General features: G+C 70.7%; 15 protein-coding genes and 1 pseudogene. 11 read left to right on the top strand and 5 right to left on the bottom strand.

Going from position 1 to position 15,926, the window contains the following annotated elements:
* Positions 1-91 precede the first annotated feature (91 nt).
* Positions 92-1,417 carry a proprotein convertase P-domain-containing protein gene (locus ACF062_RS20400; RefSeq protein WP_392139980.1) on the bottom strand — a complete coding sequence of 442 codons (1,326 nt, stop codon included), beginning with the start codon at positions 1,415-1,417 and terminating at the stop codon, positions 92-94.
* Between the two features lie 369 nt (positions 1,418-1,786).
* Here ACF062_RS20400 and ACF062_RS20405 point away from each other — a divergent pair.
* From ACF062_RS20405 to ACF062_RS20415, 3 genes and pseudogenes are all read left to right on the top strand, one after another.
* Positions 1,787-1,885, top strand: a pseudogene (locus tag ACF062_RS20405) (LLM class flavin-dependent oxidoreductase); the annotation flags it as partial.
* An 89-nt stretch (positions 1,886-1,974) separates the two neighbouring features.
* Positions 1,975-3,171 carry an NAD(P)/FAD-dependent oxidoreductase gene (locus tag ACF062_RS20410; protein ID WP_392139982.1) on the top strand — a complete coding sequence of 399 codons (1,197 nt, stop codon included), beginning with the start codon at positions 1,975-1,977 and terminating at the stop codon, positions 3,169-3,171.
* Positions 3,172-3,181: 10 nt separating this feature from the next.
* The gene (locus ACF062_RS20415) at positions 3,182-4,120 is read left to right on the top strand and encodes a sigma-70 family RNA polymerase sigma factor (protein ID WP_392139984.1); all 939 of its coding nucleotides are present in this window, start codon (positions 3,182-3,184) and stop codon (positions 4,118-4,120) included.
* Positions 4,121-4,178: 58 nt separating this feature from the next.
* Here ACF062_RS20415 and ACF062_RS20420 read toward each other — a convergent pair whose 3' ends face one another.
* Positions 4,179-6,086, bottom strand: coding sequence for a protein-arginine deiminase domain-containing protein (locus ACF062_RS20420; RefSeq protein WP_392140258.1), 1,908 nt, complete (start codon positions 6,084-6,086; stop codon positions 4,179-4,181).
* Between the two features lie 275 nt (positions 6,087-6,361).
* On the opposite strand from ACF062_RS20420, the gene ACF062_RS20425 reads away from it, so the two are divergent.
* Entirely contained in the window at positions 6,362-6,940 is a 579-nt protein-coding gene (locus ACF062_RS20425; RefSeq protein ID WP_392139986.1) for a phosphoesterase, read from the top strand.
* Positions 6,937-8,502: an alkaline phosphatase D family protein gene (locus tag ACF062_RS20430; protein WP_392139988.1), complete on the top strand. Its 1,566-nt coding sequence runs from the start codon at positions 6,937-6,939 to the stop codon at positions 8,500-8,502. Before ACF062_RS20425 ends, ACF062_RS20430 begins: the two co-directional genes overlap by 4 nt.
* A 37-nt stretch (positions 8,503-8,539) precedes the next feature.
* On the opposite strand, the gene ACF062_RS20435 is transcribed toward ACF062_RS20430, so the two are convergent.
* The gene (locus tag ACF062_RS20435; RefSeq protein ID WP_392139989.1) at positions 8,540-8,995 is read right to left on the bottom strand and encodes a DUF4383 domain-containing protein; all 456 of its coding nucleotides are present in this window, start codon (positions 8,993-8,995) and stop codon (positions 8,540-8,542) included.
* 313 nt (positions 8,996-9,308) lie between these two features.
* On the opposite strand from ACF062_RS20435, the gene ACF062_RS20440 reads away from it, so the two are divergent.
* From ACF062_RS20440 to ACF062_RS20455, 4 genes are all read left to right on the top strand, one after another.
* Positions 9,309-10,265 carry an ArsR/SmtB family transcription factor gene (locus ACF062_RS20440; protein WP_392139990.1) on the top strand — a complete coding sequence of 319 codons (957 nt, stop codon included), beginning with the start codon at positions 9,309-9,311 and terminating at the stop codon, positions 10,263-10,265.
* A 244-nt stretch (positions 10,266-10,509) separates the two neighbouring features.
* The gene (locus ACF062_RS20445; RefSeq protein WP_392139991.1) at positions 10,510-10,983 is read left to right on the top strand and encodes a ricin-type beta-trefoil lectin domain protein; all 474 of its coding nucleotides are present in this window, start codon (positions 10,510-10,512) and stop codon (positions 10,981-10,983) included.
* An 87-nt stretch (positions 10,984-11,070) separates the two neighbouring features.
* Complete coding sequence (locus ACF062_RS20450) at positions 11,071-11,928, top strand: NAD(P)H-binding protein (RefSeq protein WP_392139993.1); 858 nt, start codon at positions 11,071-11,073, stop codon at positions 11,926-11,928.
* A 224-nt stretch (positions 11,929-12,152) separates the two neighbouring features.
* The gene (locus ACF062_RS20455) at positions 12,153-12,968 is read left to right on the top strand and encodes an SAM-dependent methyltransferase (RefSeq protein WP_223772589.1); all 816 of its coding nucleotides are present in this window, start codon (positions 12,153-12,155) and stop codon (positions 12,966-12,968) included.
* Between the two features lie 15 nt (positions 12,969-12,983).
* Here the strand turns inward: ACF062_RS20455 and ACF062_RS20460 are convergent, their stop codons facing one another.
* The gene (locus ACF062_RS20460) at positions 12,984-13,946 is read right to left on the bottom strand and encodes a helix-turn-helix domain-containing protein (protein ID WP_392139995.1); all 963 of its coding nucleotides are present in this window, start codon (positions 13,944-13,946) and stop codon (positions 12,984-12,986) included.
* 90 nt (positions 13,947-14,036) lie between these two features.
* Positions 14,037-14,279 (bottom strand): DUF397 domain-containing protein, encoded by a 243-nt coding sequence (locus tag ACF062_RS20465; RefSeq protein ID WP_392139997.1) that lies wholly within the window; start codon positions 14,277-14,279, stop codon positions 14,037-14,039.
* Between the two features lie 196 nt (positions 14,280-14,475).
* Here ACF062_RS20465 and ACF062_RS20470 point away from each other — a divergent pair, with 196 nt between their 5' ends.
* Together ACF062_RS20470 and ACF062_RS20475 are read left to right on the top strand one after the other, a co-directional pair.
* The gene (locus ACF062_RS20470; protein ID WP_392139999.1) at positions 14,476-14,880 is read left to right on the top strand and encodes a DUF6415 family natural product biosynthesis protein; all 405 of its coding nucleotides are present in this window, start codon (positions 14,476-14,478) and stop codon (positions 14,878-14,880) included.
* Positions 14,881-15,074: 194 nt separating this feature from the next.
* Entirely contained in the window at positions 15,075-15,473 is a 399-nt protein-coding gene (locus ACF062_RS20475) for a hypothetical protein (RefSeq protein WP_392140000.1), read from the top strand.
* Positions 15,474-15,926 lie beyond the last annotated feature (453 nt).

The raw sequence follows: 15,926 nt of genomic DNA on the forward strand, positions 1-15,926 counted from the left end.
GGCGTACGTCCGCCCCCCGGACGAGCACGAAGGTACCCGGGGGCGCGGACGCAGTCGAGAGCGGCGGTACCACTCGTCCGCCGCTCCGCGGTCAGAAGGTCAGGCTCCACGCGTCGATATGGCCGCTGTCGTTGACCGATGTGTCCGTGACCCGCAGCTTCCAGACGCCGTTGGCGGTCTCCCCGGAGGCGTCGACCGTGTCGGTCTCGTGTATGACGTCGCCGTCGTCGCCGGGGTCGGGGCCGCGCAGTCGGTAGGCCGTGCCGCTGGGGCCGATGAGGTCGATCCGCAGATCGCCGCGCCAGGTGTGGTGGACGTCTTGGTACACCGACAGGGACGCCGGCGCGTTTCCGCTGATCCCGCCGACGGTGATGGATGACTCGGCCTGGCCCTGGTCAGGGATGTCGAGGTCGGAGGTGTTCTCGAAGTACGTGCCGGGGTCGCCGCCGCCTCCGTAGTTGATGAGGTCGCAGCACTGGTTGCGGTGGATGCGGGTGCCGCCCCGCTCGGCGTACCCCTGGTAGGACGACGAGCCCTCGTACCAGGTCCAGCCGCCGATCTCCTTGCCCCGCACCGCTACCGGGGTGTTGCCGTCCGATCCCGTCCACAGGGTCCAGTGCGTGTGGTCGCCGTTGGCCGAGCCGCCGCACGGAAGTTCCTCCGCGATCCTGCCGAGGTACTCGCCGTGGGCCACCGCGCTTCCCGAGGGTTTGCCGGTGGTGTCGCGCAGGTGGTAGTAGCCGGTGGTGTAGCCGTTGTCGTGCATCACCGTGATGTGGGGCCACCGCCCGCCGCTGGTGCAGTGCCGGTACATCAGCCCGGTCCGCGAGGCGCGTACGTTGCCGTCGCCGCCGTAGAAGTCGATCGAGTTGTACGGGCGGGACGTGCCGCTGTTGCCGTGGACACCCCAGTGTGCCCAGCCGGCGTTCCGCTGCCACGGCAGTGACAGACCGGTGGCCGCGCGCGGCTCGGGCGAGGTGGTACGGGCGAACGGGGCGCGTTCGGCGTCCTTGACCACCGCGGAGGGGGCGCGGTGCGACAGGGCGGCGAAGGCCGGTGTGCCCTGGAGGCCGACCTGCCAGGTACCGCCCGTACGCCGGGCGACGAACAGCGAGACCACGGGGGCGGTTTCGACACCCCGGGGGATGAGGAACACCGAACTGCCGAATGCCCAGGCCCGGTTGGCGGACCACCGCTGCGGCTCGACCAGGATCTCCAGCTTCGCCGAGGCCGCCAGCCCGTAGCCGCTCCTGGCCCGCGCGCCGAGCCGGTCCTGCATGGCATCGCCCACGACCTGCCTCAACTCCCGCTCCGGTGGCAGGGCGGCGGCCCCGGCACTGCCGGCCGGGAGCACGGAGGCGGCGACGGCGAAGACCACACCGAGGGCCGTCAGGACGGTACCTGTCCGTCTGTTCACGTTCACTCCTTCTCCGAGTGCGGGAGACGCGCCCCGGAGCATCGCGGGCGCCGTCCGGTACTGTCCGCCGACCGGCAGGGCGGAGCAACGAGAGGAAGAAGCGGAGCGTGAAAACCCTGAATAAGGCGCTCCCGACACTGAAGAGCCCGGCCGGCCCCCTCTCGGAGGCGCCGGGTACCGCGCCTGGTGGGAGGCAGGACCCCGCAGGCACAGCGGGCCGATGCCGAAACCTGCCCGGCCCGGCACCGCCCGGCCCATTGGACCTTTGACTTCAAGGGTGGGAGGCACCTTGCCGAGAGACGGGGCTCAGCCCATGGCGGGGAGGTTGCTTCAGGGGAGCGGGCTCCTGGCGGGATCGGGGTTGCGGCGCTGCTCCCCGCAACCGTCCAACAGCCCGGTCCACCGGTGTGGATCGGCGGGTTCTGGCCGCGTCCTGCGCCCATGCGGCGGGCGGCGCGGTGGGACGGCGAGCGGTGACCCGCGTCACATCGGACTTCTGTCAGCAATCGCGGCGCCGTCTCGTTCAAGGGGCACGCGAACGAGACAGGAGCAACGCCATGAAGCACCGCATCGTCGTACTCGGCGCCGGATACGCAGGAGCCTTCGCCGCCGGAAACCTCACCCGCAGGCTCTCCTCCGCCGACACCGAGATCACCGTCGTCAACGCCGAGGCCGACTTCGTCGAGCGGATGCGGCTCCACCAGCTCGCGGCCGGCCAGGACCTCGCGTTCCGCAAGCTCGCCGACGTGTTCGCGGGCACCGAGGTGCGGCTGCGCCTGGCGCGCGTCACCGGCGTCGACCCCGAGCGCGGGACCGTCGCCGTGACCGGCGAGGAGGGCGACGGTGAACTGGCGTACGACACGCTTCTCTACGCGCTCGGCAGCTCCGTCGCCCACCATGGCGTCCCCGGCGTGACCGAGTACGCCTACGATGTGGCCGGCCGTTCCTCGGCGCTGCGTCTGCGCGAGCGCCTGGCCCGCCTGGACGAGGGCAGCGCCGTTCTGGTCGTCGGTGAGGGGCTGACCGGCATCGAGACCGCCACCGAGTTCGCCGAGTCCCGGCCCGACCTCTCGGTCGCGCTCGCCGCCCGCGGCGAACTGGGCGCCTGGCTCTCTCCCAAGGCCCGCCGCCATCTGCGTCAGGCCTTCGACCGGCTCGGCATCACCGTGTACGAGCACACCGCCATCGAAGCCGTCGAGCCGACACGGGCGATCACCGGCGGTAACGCCGGGCAGTCCATCCCGGCCGACGTGACCGTGTGGTCGGCCGGGTTCGCCGTGCACCCCATCGCGGCGGCCAGCGGCCTGGAGGTCGCCGAGACCGGCCAGATCGTCGTCGACCGCACCATGCGCTCGGTCTCGCACCCGGACGTCTACGCCGCCGGTGACTGCGCCTACGCGATCGGCGACAACGGCCGGCCGCTGCCGATGTCCTGCGCCTCGGCCGGCTTCACCAACATGCAGGCGACCGCCGCGATCATCGCGCGCCTGACGGGCGCCGAAGTCCCGACCACCGGGCTGAAGTACCACGGCAACCACATCAGCCTCGGGCGGCGCGACGCGATCTTCCAGATGGTGGACGCAGACGTCCGGTCGAAGTCCTGGTACCTGGGCGGCCGGGCCGCCGCGCGGCTCAAGGCGGGCGTACTCAAGGGAGCCGGATGGGGCATCGCCCACCCGACCTTCGGCATGCCGAAGCGCAAGCACCGCCTGGTCGCCACGCCCGACCGGGCCGGCGTGAGGGTCGCCGCGTAGGTTGTTCCACATGGACAGCTCAGCCCTCGATCAGTTCGAGGCCGGCCGGAGCCGGCTGGCCTCGCTCGCGTACCGTCTGCTCGGCTCGGCCGCCGATGCCGAGGACGCGGTGCAGGACACCTTCCTGCGCTGGCAGGCCGCGGACCGTGAACGGATCGAGGTGCCACAGGCGTGGCTGACCAAGGTCGTCACCAATATCTGCCTCGACCGGCTCCGCTCGGCGCAGGCCCGCCACGAGCGGGCGGCCGGTGCCTGGCTGCCCGAGCCGCTCCTCGAAGGCGACCCGATGCTCGGCCCGGCCGACACCTTCGAGCAGCGCGAATCGGTGACCTTGGCCGTACTGACCCTCTTGGAGCGCCTCGCGCCTGTCGAGCGGGCTGTCTACGTCCTGCGCGAGGCCTTCTCGTACAGCCACGCGGAGATCGCCGGCATCCTCGACATCAGCGAGTCCGCGAGCCAGCAGCATGCCCACCGGGCCCGGACCCGGGTCGCCGCCGAGCGCCGCCGCGGCGGCGAGGCCGACCCCGTGTCCGCCCGCCGGGTCGTCGAGGAGTTCCTCGCCGCCGCCGCGTCGGGGCGCACCGAACGGCTGGTGGCGCTGCTCACCGACGACGTGACGGCGCTCTCGGACGGCGCCGGGCTGGCAAAACGGCTGCTGCGCCACAACACGCCCGAGCGGGTCGCCTCCTACGTGCGGGCCGGCTTCAGGCCCACGCCGGCGAAGCGGCGGCTGGCAGGCGGCTCGCCCGCGATGCACATCGCGTGGGTCAACGGCTCCCCGGCAGTCGTCGCCGTGGTCGGCGAACGGGTCGTGGGCGCCGTGACGTTCGAAGTCAGCGACGGAAAGATCGCGTTCCTGTGCGGCATCGCCGCCGCGGACCGGCTCGCGCGCCTCAGCGAGGCCTGGCGGCAGCATGAACCGGACGCGCCGGCCATCAGCACATGGTGACCCGCCCCTGTGAGCGGGGCCGGCATCCGCGTCGGCGTACCGGCCCCGCCGGAAGGCGTTACGCCGTGGGCCACCACGGCGCTCGCGCGTCCCGCAGCGTGTTGGTGCCGCAGTGCACCTCACCCATGCCGAGGTGGTACGTGTACCAGTCGTCGATGTACGCCGTGGTGAACCCCGCCTTGGCGTACACGGAGTTCACCGCCTCGGTGAAGATGTCCCGGCCGCCGATGACAGGTCCCCACTGCTTGGGTGCCAGATAGCGGGTCGGGCTCAACAGGACGCCGTTGACCGCGCCGGGTATGTAGGCGCTGTTCGGCCGGACGGCGGCGGCGCCGCTCCCTGCACCGCCCCCGGAACCCCGGCCGCCGCGCGCCTCGTCCGCACCACGCAGCTGGCTGAACCTCTCCAGGGTGTCGGGGCCCATGCGGCGCAACTTGCGGCTGCCGCTGAGGCCCTCGCTCTCGTCGGAGTCCCGCGTGTACAGACCGGGCACCCGCACTATGTCCGCGTCGGTGACGCCGGTCTCGCGCTTGAGGATGTCCAGGTTGGCCTCGATGCGCTCGGCCGCCACCTTGTTGTCGGTGTGGAACGAGGCTTTGGCGAGCACCTTGTCGATGGTCTCCTTGGGCGCGGGGATGTCGCTGCCGCGCGGGACGGAGAACATCTTCGTGGCGCCGTGCCCGTCCCGCTTCGCCTTGCGCAGGAGCTCCACCCCGGCGGCCGGGTCGGCGACCCCGATGCGCCAGCCGCGCTCGGTGTCGGCGGGCAGGAACTGGACGAACTCGTCCACGTGCCCGACCGACAGCCACGACGTGTCGAGCAGCAGCGGCGCCTGCACTCCCTGCGAGGACAGGAACGTACGCATCGACTTGGCGGGTTTGGCACCGGAGTCGGCGCGGTAGCCCTGGATGATGCGGCCCGCCGGGTAGCTCTTGCCGTTCAGCGTGTACGGCGGAATGGTCTCCAGGTTGCCCATGGAGTTGAGCGTCCACTCCTCGTTCACCGTCGGCTTGCCGACCTGCACCACGCCAACGTCCGGCCCGCGCAGCTTCTCGAACAGCTCACGGCCCGCCTCCCGGTCGGGCTGCGCGGAGCGGATCATGACCCGCATCGTGCGCTGCTCGCCGCCCGGGCCCGGCATGCTCGCGTAGGCCGGCTCGACGAAGTCCTGCGCCCACGGGTCGCCGTACTCGGTGAAGGTCTTCAGCGGCTTCTCGATGCCGGCCTCCTTCACCTGCCGGGCGAGCTCCTTGACGAACTTGCGCTGGTCACGGCCGTAGACACCGGCGCCCTTCACCTTCGTGACGAGGACTTCCTCGGCACGCTGAAGGTGATGGTGGGTCAGCACGGGCGCGGTGCGCAGGACGACGTCGTCGGAGCGGGACGTGCCACCGCCGGTGACCGTGAAGCGGACCTTCACCTCGCCGTTCCACTTCCGCGCGTCGCGCACCACGTCCGTGGCCTCGACGCCCAGCTCGACACCGGCGCGCAGCTCGGCGGCGGTCAGCCGGTCGGTGGACCGCAGCAGGGACCAGCGGTCGTCGCGCTTGATGAACACGCGGGCCTTCTTGGCGCCGACGCCGATGGCCTTGACGGCGCCGTGGCTGCCCGCCGGGACCGCGGTCAGCGGCACGGTCTTCAAACGGGCCAGGTCAGCCGCGTCACGCGCCCCGTTCACCTTGGTGTCGGACCCGTCGTTGCACCGGGCCAGCTTCGCGTCCGACAGGGGCCTGCCACGGGCGTCCTTGACCGGACAGCGCTTCGCGTCGTCGTCGACGTTCGGCAGCACGATCGCGCCGCGCCGCGCCGTCCAGGTGTTCTCGCCCGCCGAGTCGCTCGTGCCCGCCACGTCGACGTCGCCGTCCCGGTTCACGTCGGCGCGCAGATCGGGTACTTGGGGCGGTGCGTCGGGGGCGCCCGCCTCGGCCATGGCCGTGGCTCCCGTGGCCGCGAGCATCCCGGCCATGCCGGTCGCCAGAGCGGCGCTTCTCCATCTGTGCGTGCGCACAGTTCCCCTCCTTGTTCCCGGCCCTCTGGTCAGTGGTCGGTCAGCGAGGGCCGTTGACCTTAAGGAGGCGCGCGGGACCGAGGAGGTTGTCAGGGCGCCGGGATTTGTTCGGGATCACTGGCCGCGTCATCGGCGCGGGCGCGGACGTAACAGAATTCGCCGAAACGCTTCTCCTGGTTCACACGCGGCTGGTGGGCTGGCCGCGCTCAACCCAACGATCACAGGAGGCGTGCGTGAATCTGGTCGTCAACGGCGACGCGGAGAGCGGGGCGGGCGGCACCGCCGACCCCGTCGCGAAGGTCCGGGGCTGGCAGGTTGCTCAGGGCGCCCCGGCGCTCATCGCCTACAGCCTCGGCGGTGGCTACCCGACCGCGTCGGACCCCGGTCCGGCCCGGCGCGGCAGCCGCTTCTTCTCGGGCGGCAACAGCGCCCGCACCGCCCTGGTCCAGGACATCTCCCTGCCGAGGACCGGCCGCACCGGGCACCGGGCCGTCGACGCGGGGCGGGTGCGCTACACCCTGTCCGCCTGGCTCGGGGGCTACGCCGGGCAGGAGGACGGCGCCCGGCTCTCCGTGGAGTTCCGTGACGCCAAGGGCACGCCGGTCGCCCTGAGCGTGCTCGGCCCCGTCGGCGCCGCCGACCGCGAGGGCCGCACGGGCCTGGTGGAGCGCACCGCCGAGGCCGCGGTGCCGCCCACCGCCCGCTCGGCGCGGCTCCTCCTCGTCTTCACCCGCAGCGGCGGCGGCACCTCCAACGACGGCTACGCGGACGCCCTCTCCCTCACCCTCAGCGCCGACGGAGGCCACCGATGACCGTCAATCGCCGTGATCTGCTGAAGGCCGCCGCGGCCGCCGGAGCGTTGAACCTCGCCTGGCCGCTCGCCGGGGGACTCACTCCGGCGCAGGCCCGTGAGGCGGCCGAGCGCCTGGGCGCCGAGTACGACCAGGCGCCGTTCACACTCGGTGTGGCCTCCGGCGATCCGCAACCGCACTCGGTGCTGCTGTGGACCAGACTCGCGCCCGAACCCCTCGCCGCCGAGCAGGGACTGCCCGAGGTCGTCGAGGTCGAGTGGGTGGTCGCCGAGGACGCCCGGCTGCGCGGCGTGGTCGCCCGGGGCACCGCGCCCGCGTCGGCGACGCTCGGCCACAGCGTGCACGTGCCGGTGAGCGGTCTGACGCCCGGCCGCCACTACTGGTACGCGTTCAAGGCGCTCGGCAGGACCAGCCGCGTCGGCCGTACGAAGACCGCGCCGCGCGGCCGGGTCTCCAAGGTCACCTTCGCCGCCGCCAACTGCCAGGCCTTCCACGACGGTTTCTACGCGGCGCACCGAGGCATCGCCCGCGAGAACGTGGACTTCGTCGTACACCTTGGTGACTACATCTACGAGCACGGCCAGGTCGGCGGCGTACCGGAGAAGCACGTACGCGACCACGAAGGACCGGAGATCCTCACGCTCGCCGACTACCGCAAGCGGCACGCCCTGTACAAGGGCGACAAGTCGCTGCGCGAGGCGCACGCCGCCCATCCGTGGTTCCTGACCTGGGATGACCACGAGGTCGTCAACGACTACAGCGGCACCGGGGGAGGGGCGCCGTTCATGCGCCGCCGCGCGGCCGCCTACCAGGCGTGGTTCGAGCACATGCCGCACCGCGACTCCTTCGGCGGCATGGCCCTGCCCGACCCCGAGATCCACCGTGTACGCCGCTGGGGCGACCTGCTCGAACTGAGCGTCCTCGACCTGCGGTCGTACCGCTCCGCACAGAACGTGCCCGACGGCACCATCCTCGGCGCCGAGCAGAAGGCCTGGCTCAAGCGCACCGTCGACCGGGCCCCGGACTCCTGGCACGTGTGGGCCAACTCGATCATGCTGAGCCAGCTGCGGGGCAGGCCGGGCGGCTCGTACATGTTCACCGACCAGTGGGACGGCTTCCTCGCCGAGCGCAAGGAGGTCCTCGGGCACGTGCACAGAAGCGGCCTGGAGGACCTGGTCGTCATCACCGGCGACTGGCACTCGGCGTTCGTCGACGACGTCCGCACCGACTTCGACCAGCCCGACTCGCCGCTGGTGGGTACGGAGTTCACCGCGCACTCGGTGACCTCCGGCGCCTACTCGCCCGAGTGGAACGCCGCCAACGGCCCCCTCATGGGCAAGGCCAACCCGCACCTGAAGTACTTCGAGGGCAACCGGTACGGCTACGACGTGTACGAGGTGACGCCCGAGCGCTTCACCACCCACATGCGCGTCATCGGCGACCGCCGCGACCCGAACTCCTCCGTGACCACGCTCACGAAGTTCCACGTGGACCGCGGCAAGGCCGGTTCGTACGAGGACGAGCGAACCAAGAGGTCGCCGGCGCAGTACCGCAGGGACTAGCTCGGCCGATCCCTTCCCTTCTCGCCCGCCGCCCGCATCACCTCCCGGTGGTGGTGGTGCCGCGGCGGGTGAGCAGTACGCCGAGTGCGATCATCCCGAGCCCGAGGACGAAGTGCAGCCAGTCGTCGGCGTCGTTGAGCGGTACGAAGTTGGCGCTGCTGTGGTGGTCGATGATCAGGCCGTAGAGCCACAGCACCAGATAGACGGCGCCTCCCACCAGCAGGAACGTGCGGGCCCCGGCGGCGCTACGGGCCATGGCCACGCCCGCGGCACCGAAGGCCAGGTGGACCAGGTTGTGCAGGACGGAGATCTGGAAGACGCCCAGCAGCTTGGCACCGGAGTCGTGGGAGGCGAACTTCATGGTGTCGTAGTCCGTGGTGATGCCGGGGATGAACCCCAGTACGCCGACCAGCAGGAACACCGCTCCGACGAGCAGGGCCGCCTGCTGGACCGGGGTACGAGCACCGCGTGCGGCGTGTGAGCGCGTTGTCATGACGGTGACCTTCCTGTTTCAGACGCCTCGGCGAACGCGCCGACATCTGTCCGGGTGGATACGTCATGGGTGCGGAAACCGTGGCCGGGCACCCGCGGGCACTGAGATGCCTTCTTGGCATCACACCACCGAACGGACCGCACGGCGACCGGGGGCCGACCGGTCCGTCTGCGGTGCGGTGAGCGAGAGATACCCATGGGGGTACCGAACTCGGGCATGCTGGTGGACCGGGCAGACGGGCACCACCACTGCGGCAGGGGGCGGGTCGGTGTTACGCATTCACTTCACTTCGGAAGACCTCGCGCGGACACGTGTGGCCGCGACGATCGGGGTCGCGGCGGAGACCTACTACAGCCTGGAACTGCTGAGAGGGGGCCGGGACCACCCTCACTTCCGCTCGTGGTGGTCAGCGGTCGCGGGCCGGATGGGAGCGGACACGCGCCCGCTGACGTCCCTGCTTCCCGTCCGCGGCCCGGGGCTCGACCTGCTGGCCCTGATGGGTGAGGCACCCACGGTGGAGCACGCCGTGGACAATCTCCTGCATGTCCCCACGGCACGGCTGCGACGTGAATTCGAGGGGCTCGACTTCCACCCCGGACACCTGCCGTGGGCCAGACGGGTGTCCGAGGGGGACAGCGAGGCGCGGAAGGAGCTGGCCGAGGCTGTGCGTGCCTGCCATCGGCTGACCGTGGCGCCCTACTGGGACAGCGCACGGTCCGAACTGGCCGCGCTGTCCACCCGCTACGCGAACTTGATCCTTGAAGGCGGCATGGACCTGCTGCTGCGCTCGCTGTGCGCACCACTGGTCCGCTGGCGTCCGCCGGTACTCGAAGCCCCCTACCCGCGCCGGACCGAGGTGCGTCTCCAGGGGAGGGGACTGATCATCACGCCCAGGATCTTCTCGACGCGCGCGGTGAACTTCCTGTGGGACCCGCTCGACACCGCCCAGCCGCCCCGGCTGACCGTCCCGGCCCTCCGCGGGCCGCTGACCGGTGCCGGCCTGGCCGAACCGGCGGGCTCCGCCGGCCGGAACCTGGAGTCACTGCTCGGCCGCACACGGGCTGCCGCGCTGCGTGTGACAGCGGAGGGCTGCACGACCACCGAGCTGGCTCGCCGCCTCAACGTCTCGGCCGCGGCGGCCAGTCAGCACGCGACAGTGCTGAGGAACACGGGCCTCATCACCACCAGCCGCCGCGGCGGGTCGGTGCTGCACCTCATCACCCCGCTCGGCCTGGCCTTGTTGAAGACCGGCACGCCTACGGAGCCATGAGCCGGGGCCGTGTGAGCACCAGCCCGGCAAGAGCCGCCAGGCGTCCCTGAAAGAAGGCCCTGAGCGGCCCTCGCGTCCCCCTTTAAGCCCTGACTTAAGAGATGGGCCGCGGTGCTCGGCCTGGGCAGGATACGAAGCCGCCACCGGCTCACACCCGGGGGTCGAGGGATCGCACAGGGCATCTGAACGACCGGGCGGGCGCCTCATTCGGCGCGCCGATCATCCGAACCAGAGGGGATCAGCCATGGAACTCAAGGGACACCTCGCTCGACTCGCCGGTGCGGGCGGGGCGATCGCATTCGGCTCGACGCTGCTGGTCGGCGGCGCGACCCCGGCACAGGCGGCGCCGGTGTACTACCAGGTGATCAACGGCAACAGCAGCAACGCCTGCCTTCAGGTGGTGGATGCCCAGACAGGCAAGGGCAACCTCGTCCTCGGCAGGTGTGACCGCAGCGCGAAGCAGGTGTGGACGATCTCCGGCGGCATCTTCAGGAACCCGGCATCAGGTCACTGCCTCGACGGAAACGGCGCGGACGTCTACTCGCACCCTTGCAACGGTGGCGGCTATCAGAAGTGGACGACCACGTCCGGCACTGCGAAGTCCATCAAGCACAACTGGAGCGGCAAGTATCTGCACGCGGACGGAGACATCGGCAACCAGGTCGTCTTCCGGCCCACCATCGAGACGGCGTCCCGATGGGTGTTCGATCAGGTGTAAACCGTGCTCCAGCCGATGGGCGCTTGACCTGAACCTTGGTTGACGTACGAGAGTCATGTCATCGAACACCGAGACGAGGAGATTTCGATGACACAGGCCAAGATTCTGGTGACCGGCGCGACGGGGCAGGTCGGGGGCGCGGTGGTGGCCCAACTGCACGCGGCGAGCGTACCCGTGCGGGCGCTGGTGAGAGGGGAGGCGGACTTCCCGGAGGGTGTCCAGGCGGTGCGCGGTGACCTCGGTGATCCCGCGTCGCTGGACACGGCTCTGGAAGGCGTCGATGCCGTCTTCCTGGTGTGGCCGTTCCTGAGCGCCGAGGGCGCGGCGGACGTCATCGACGCGATCGGGAAGCGCGCCCGGCGGGTGGTGTACCTGTCATCCGCCGGGGCCGGTGCCGGGGCCGAGGGGGAGGAGCCGGGCGAGGCGATCACCATGTTCCATACGGAGCTGGAGCGGCTGATCGAGGCTTCGGGACTGGAGTGGACGGCGCTGCGGCCGACCGGGTTCGCCGGCAATACGCTCGGCTGGGCGGAGGAGGTCCGCACCACCGGTGTGGTCCGGGCGCCGCTGGCAGGGCTGGCCCGCCCGCTGATCCACGAGGCGGACATGGCCGCGGTAGCCGTCAAGGCGCTGACGACCGATACTCTGCTCGGCGCCCGTCCGCTGCTCACCGGCCCCGAACTGATCACCCAGGAACGGCAGGCGGCGCTGATCGGCGAGGCGGTCGGGCGGCCGGTGCGGTTCGAGGAGATCTCGCTGGACGAGGCCGTCGAGCGGATGAAGGCGGCAGGGTACCCGGCGGAGCTGGTGGAGGCGGTGCTGCCGGCCCAGGCGCGGTTGCTCGACGATCCGGAGCCGGTCAACGATGAGGTGGAGCGCACCACGGGCACGCCGGCCCGGTCCTTCCGGGAGTGGGCGGTGGACCACGCGGCGGACTTCCGCTGAGCGAGACGCCGGTATGCCATCGCGCGACGACGAGGGCGTGGGCCTGGGGACGGGGCGGCCGCCGAGTCCGGTGCTGTGCGCCCTTCGCGCACGGCGGTTGGCGCCGAGGGCCTGCAACGGAGGCCGCACGTAGGTATGTTGGGCTTCCTATCGGCATGGTCGTCTCCGGCGGCACGGCCGGTCGTGGTGGCCCGCCAAGGGCCCGGGGGACGGGAGAGCAGAACATGAGCCAGGACGGGCGACCGCAGTCCAGCGCCGTTGACGTCAGCATTCCGAGTGTGGCGCGGATGTACGACTACTACCTCGGCGGCAAGGACAACTACGCCGTGGACCGTGCGGCGTGCGAGGAACTGAACAAGGTCGTACCCAGTACGCAGGTGCTGGCCATCAACAACCGCCGTTTCCTTCAGCGGGTGGTCCGTTGGCTGGCGCAGGAACAGGGCATCCGGCAGTTCATCGACCACGGCTCAGGCCTGCCGACGCAGGACAACGTCCACCAGGTCGCCCAGCGGGTCGACCCGGACTCGCGGGTCGTCTACGTCGACAACGACCCCATCGTGCTGGCTCACGGCCGCGCGCTGCTGGAGGAGAACCAGAACACCGCGGTCATCCAGGCCGACATGCGCGACACCGACGGCATCATGAACCACCCCGAGGTGGAGCGGCTGATCGACTTCAGCCGACCGGTGGCCGCGCTCTTCGTGTCCGTGCTGCACTGCATTCCGGACGCCGACGATCCCGCCGGTCTGATCAGGCGGGTCGCGGACCGCCTGGCCCCCGGCAGCTTCCTGGTCGTGTGCCAACTGGTCAGCGAGGACCAGGAGACCCGTGACTTCGTCACCGAGTTCATGCGGGTCAGCACCCACGGCCAATGGGGCCGGGTCCGTACGGCCGCCGAACTCGGCTCGTTCCTGGAGGGCCTGGAGATCCTGGAACCGGGCCTGGTGGAGGTGTCGACCTGGAAGCCGGACGGGGACCTCGGGCCCAAGCAGCGCACCATGGAGTGGATCGAGTACGGCGGAGTCGCCCGCAAGCGGTGAACGAAGACGAGCCGGTCAGCCCTTCTCCGCCCCCTTCTGCGTCGCCCTCTCCGTCCCGTGCCTCGTCCCGCCCTCCGTCCCCGTGATCAGTTCCTCCAGCATGGCCAAGGACGCGCGTGGAGACGCGGCTTGAGCGCTGAGCTGGTCGGTGACGGCGAGGTAGTGGTCGACGTCGTCGCGCTTGTCCAGGTAGAGCGAGCTGGTCAGCTGCTCGAGGTAGACGATGTCGGGCAGGTCGGGCTCCAGGAAGCGCAGGATCGTTATCGGCCCGCCCGCCGCCGCGTGTCCGCCGAGATCGAACGGGGCGATCTGCACGGTGACGTTGGGCAGCTGCGCCATCTCCCACAGGTGCCGCAGCTGGGCCGCCATCACCTCGGCGCCGCCGAGCGGTCGCCGCAGGCACGCCTCGTCGAGCACCGCCCACAGCCGGGGCGGGTTCGGGGCGGTGAGCAGGGCCTGCCGCCGCAGACGCAGTTCCACCCGGCGCTCGATCTCCGCCCCGGACGCCTGCGGGTTGCCGAGGCGGCACACGGCGTGCGCGTACTGCGACGTCTGCAGGAGCCCCGGGATGAACTGCACCTCATAGGTGCGGATGACGGAGGCGGCCTCTTCCAGACCGATGAGTGTCTCGAACCAGCCCGGCAGCACGTCGTTGTACCGGTGCCACCACCCGGGCGTGCTGGTCCCGCGGGCCAGCGCCAGGAACTCGGCGCGTCGCTCCTCGTCCGTCACCTGGTAGAGCGTCAGCAGATCGGCGACGTCGCGTTCCTTGCAGCCCACCCGGCCGAGTTCCAGACGGCAGATCTTGGCGTGCGAGCCCCGGATGGCCTCCCCGGCCGCTTCCCGGGTGACGCCGGCGGCCTCCCGAAGCCGGCGCAGCTGCGTTCCGAGGATGATCCGTAGAACGGTCGGGCCGCCCCGGGGGTGCTCGATGTGACGGCGCGGGGGCGGTACGCGCCCCGGCTGCGCGGCTGTCATGCTGGCTCCCGTGTCGGTCGGATGAGCACACAGTGTCCCACCGCCTCCACTGTCCGTACAGCGATGGTGGTTATCCGGTCGACATATGCGTCAAGCAAGCCCGGCCAGGTCGTCGAAGTCGCCGTCCTTCGCTCCTTGGACGAAGGCCGCGATCTCGTCGCGCGTGTAGACGAGGGCCGGTCCGTCCGTGTGCCGGGAGTTGCGGACCGCCACCTCCCCGCCAGTGAGAACTGCCAGCTCAACGCAGTTCCCGTTGGGGTTGCTCCGGCGGCTCTTGCGCCACACCGCGCCTTCGATGGTGTCTGCGCGTACGCCGTTCGACGGTGAGTTCATCGCGTTTTCTCCTCGCTCGGTGGTCCATCGCGGCTCCGTACGGGCCCGTGCGCCGCGGTGGCGTGAATCGGGCCCCGCACGGCCGTTATTGCCGATGCAATTGCAGATGTACTTGCAGCAGAAGACGGCCGACGGGGATATTAGCCCTTCCGAACTGCGCGGCCCAGACCCCGAAAACGCCTGCGGGAAGATTGTGATGACGACCCACTCGGCACCCACCGTGCCCGACGTCTTCCATGAAGCATCGCCACTCGACCGTGAGCCGTACTTGTCGCTCGTCAAGGCCGTACTGGCGTGGTCCGTATCCGAGACGGTGCTCCGGCCCCGTGACTGCGAACAGATCGCGCTGCAACTGTCGGGCCAGGCCGGCGTCCTCGCCGAGGACCTGCGGCGCCGCTGCACGCGGCTGCCTGAGATCAGCACGCTGCGGACACTCACCGAGATCTCGCTCGGCGAAGCGGAGCGGCGCCTGTCGACACCGCCGCGACTCACCGTGGCCGGGGTGCAGAACCTGGCCCGGCTCGTACGTGCCCTGTACGAGCGTCACGACCAGTTGCACGCCGCGGCGAGGCTCGATCGCATGGCCGAGATCGCCGGGTAGCCCGCGGGGAGCACTCCCCGCTGAGCGGGTGCCTGCCCCCGGAGGGCGGGCCGACCCGGCACGCGTCGCCGTACGGCCCGGTGTGGACGGCCGTGTATTTCCCCAGAGCAAACGTCACGTAATCAGCCAGATGTCCGCTGCGGATGGGTGTCGGACCAGGCCCGTTGTCAGTGGTCGTTGCGAGGATGTTCACCGTGACGCCATTGCTTCTCACCGACATCGAACGTGCTGTTCGCCGCAGCTGGAGCGCTGACACGAGTCCGCCGACGCTCCGGTCACGATGGAGCCCGGACAATCCGGCCCGGGGCCAGTGCGGAGTCACCGCCATGGTCCTCAACGACTTGCTCGGCGGCGAGCTGATCCGCGGCGAGGTCCAGGTCGACGGCCGGTTCCGGGACTACCACTGGTGGAATCGCATAGGGCAGGGCGTCGAGCTCGACCTCACCCGAGAGCAGTTCCGGCCGGAGGAGATGGTCACCGGCGGCACCGTCATCCCCCGGCCGCCCGTGGCCCAGTGGCGTCGGCTCCGTGCTGAGTACGAGCTCCTTCGCAGCCATGTGCTGGAGGAGCTCGATCGGCGTCACCCAGAGTGAATGAGCCTTCTCGCCCGCTCAGTGCGGTGCACCTGATTTGCTTCTGGTATCGCCGATGACGATGCTCCCGGGCAACAGATCAAGCAAGGCTGGAGGACGCGATATGGCGGTGGAGGCCGGCATGCGGCAAGAGCGTGCCGCGGGGCGGGTATGGGTGGTGCGGCTGGACCCCTATGGGCGCCCTTCCGCAGGCGTGGTGAGGCTTTCCTGCTCCCGTCCCGCCTGCGCCGAACAGCGCTTACCCGGCGGCGCCGCCGAGGGACGCAAGGCCGCGATCGGCCACGTCAACCAACACCTCGCTCACGTCCGCGCGGCCGGCGGGCCCCGCGGCGGGGCATCGTGCGCCTGCCGCGCCGCCGACTGCGCATGGCATACACCTGATCCCGACGCGGGACCCCGCAGAGGAGCACAGCCACCGGCAGCAGAGGGGGGCTGCGGCGGTCCGGTGGTGCT

It is taken from the genome of Streptomyces sp. NPDC015345, from assembly GCF_043078805.1.
In the GTDB taxonomy this organism is placed as follows: Bacteria; Actinomycetota; Actinomycetes; order Streptomycetales; family Streptomycetaceae; genus Streptomyces.

Coding starts and splice junctions, on each gene's coding strand:
- ACF062_RS20410 (WP_392139982.1), top strand. CDS start 1,975: ATGAAGCACCGCATCGTCGTACTCGGCGCCGGATACGCAGGAGCCTTC.
- ACF062_RS20415 (WP_392139984.1), top strand. CDS start 3,182: ATGGACAGCTCAGCCCTCGATCAGTTCGAGGCCGGCCGGAGCCGGCTG.
- ACF062_RS20420 (WP_392140258.1), bottom strand. CDS start 6,086: ATGGCCGGGATGCTCGCGGCCACGGGAGCCACGGCCATGGCCGAGGCG.
- ACF062_RS20430 (WP_392139988.1), top strand. CDS start 6,937: ATGACCGTCAATCGCCGTGATCTGCTGAAGGCCGCCGCGGCCGCCGGA.
- ACF062_RS20435 (WP_392139989.1), bottom strand. CDS start 8,995: ATGACAACGCGCTCACACGCCGCACGCGGTGCTCGTACCCCGGTCCAG.
- ACF062_RS20445 (WP_392139991.1), top strand. CDS start 10,510: ATGGAACTCAAGGGACACCTCGCTCGACTCGCCGGTGCGGGCGGGGCG.
- ACF062_RS20450 (WP_392139993.1), top strand. CDS start 11,071: ATGACACAGGCCAAGATTCTGGTGACCGGCGCGACGGGGCAGGTCGGG.
- ACF062_RS20455 (WP_223772589.1), top strand. CDS start 12,153: ATGAGCCAGGACGGGCGACCGCAGTCCAGCGCCGTTGACGTCAGCATT.
- ACF062_RS20460 (WP_392139995.1), bottom strand. CDS start 13,946: ATGACAGCCGCGCAGCCGGGGCGCGTACCGCCCCCGCGCCGTCACATC.
- ACF062_RS20465 (WP_392139997.1), bottom strand. CDS start 14,279: ATGAACTCACCGTCGAACGGCGTACGCGCAGACACCATCGAAGGCGCG.
- ACF062_RS20470 (WP_392139999.1), top strand. CDS start 14,476: ATGACGACCCACTCGGCACCCACCGTGCCCGACGTCTTCCATGAAGCA.